Source organism: Streptomyces sp. NPDC126497, assembly GCF_040302425.1.
In the GTDB taxonomy this organism is placed as follows: Bacteria; Actinomycetota; Actinomycetes; order Streptomycetales; family Streptomycetaceae; genus Streptomyces.
Genome location: NZ_JBEORT010000226.1, coordinates 1 through 1,654 on the forward strand (window position 1 = coordinate 1; position 1,654 = coordinate 1,654).

Consider the following 1,654-nt stretch of genomic DNA (forward strand, 5'->3'; position numbering starts at 1 on the left):
TGATTAACAAATAGATAGACTGGGTTCCCCCGACCGTTACACTTTCTGGCACGTCGATATACTTTTATAACTTGTCCCAGTTCTACTAGCTCTTTCAGGCGATATTGGATAGTTCGGTCACTGATCCCGTTCCTTTTTGCCAGGTATTCGTCACTCGCATAAAAGAATCCTAACTCCGTACTGAAGAAACAGACCATATCAAAAGCCTGTCTTGTTCCTTCTTTTAGTCGGTACCATTTATCCCCTATGGACTCTTGAATAGATTCTAATAAACTGTACTTAACTTTTTTCTTTTCTGTTTTTGTTTCTACATATGGTGTGTAAGATATCATTTGATTAAATTGGTGTGATTCCACAAATACTGTCATGTTCAATTTCTCCTTTTTCGGAACAAAAAAAGACACTATTATCCCATAAACCAATGGGAAACAGTGTCTTTTATCAAAAGTTATCGAAAAAAGGAAACTTTTTTTCCTTGAATAAACGTGTTTTATACACTAAAATGATTGGTATATAATACTTAACGTTATATGTTCAAAGGACTTCGACAAGTGTTTCCCTACCGAGAATAGGGAGACGGTTAAAGGGTGCGACCAACACCACTTTAACAGTTGGAGTTCTTTTTCATTATCCGGACTATTTAGTTATCTGTAATTTTATACCTATCAATCTATTCTAGCAATACTAATTTACTAGATTATATTTGAAATTAATAAAATAAAAAGCATAGGATCGTCTCCTATGCTTTTTTTCTTTTTATCCTAATACGAAATAAAAAGTTCATATTTTAAATGAAATGTAATTTTTTTCTATAAAAGGAGGTATTTTCTTTTTTAAAACCGAAATTAAATAGGACCGGTTACATAATACATAAATAGCAGTATAGAAGACAAAATCCCTATACTATTTAATATTTTCCCCATAAAAATATAATTGTTTTTTCTCTCTTTAATTTTTTTTGCCTGTTTATATCCTATAACTCCAAATATTATTGCAACTAAACAAAACCATAAAGAAAACACAGTCAAATAAGCAGCGATTAGAGTAACAAAACCTATTAAAATAGCTTTTACTTCCTCCTGCACAATATATACCCCCTAGAATATTCTTATTTTTTTCCATTTTTTTATTATCTATGTTATTAATCTGGAAATTATTCGGATTGATATAAAAAATTAAGGGGAAGGAAGATTGTTTCTATGAGTATGAAAAGAATTGTTTTTGTGTTAGGTTCACTTGTATTTTTATTAATTAGTAATTTTGGTTTAGATTTAAAATCAGCTAATGCAGAAAGTATCTCTACTGAAGATGGACTGAAGTATATTGAATCACCAGCTAATTATATTGAGTATTTAGAAAAGGAAAGCAAAATAGATGACTACGCAGCAGAAGGATTAGAAGCATTTAAAAATTTAAGTGAAGAAGAACAAAACACTTTTCTTTTAGCATTACAACCAGATAATTATATGAAATTAATCGGTACAGCAAATGCTAATCCTGGCGTATCAAACATTAACATAGAAGGAAATAAAGTACCTGTAGAACTACAAACAAATACTAACCCTTCAATAGGAGTATTAGCGACTGGGAAAAAAACTGTAACTGCTACCTATAAACTGTATGTTTTAGGTATTAAAACAACTACATTATATAG

Annotated in this window: 3 protein-coding genes; 1 reads left to right on the forward strand and 2 read right to left on the reverse strand. The window is 30.4% G+C overall.

Features of this window, described 5'->3' with window-relative positions; translation table 11 throughout:
* Together ABTY20_RS35240 and ABTY20_RS35245 are read right to left on the reverse strand one after the other, a co-directional pair.
* Positions 1–368: hypothetical protein (locus ABTY20_RS35240; RefSeq protein WP_352001214.1), on the reverse strand; the 368-nt coding region annotated here is incomplete at its 3' end.
* A gap of 477 nt (positions 369–845) precedes the next feature.
* Positions 846–1,085 carry a hypothetical protein gene (locus ABTY20_RS35245; protein ID WP_341082326.1) on the reverse strand — a complete coding sequence of 80 codons (240 nt, stop codon included), beginning with the start codon at positions 1,083–1,085 and terminating at the stop codon, positions 846–848.
* 114 nt (positions 1,086–1,199) lie between these two features.
* Between ABTY20_RS35245 and ABTY20_RS35250 the strand changes: the two genes are divergently transcribed.
* Positions 1,200–1,654, forward strand: a 455-nt coding sequence (locus tag ABTY20_RS35250; protein WP_352001215.1) for a hypothetical protein, incomplete at its 3' end; no start/stop codon positions are given.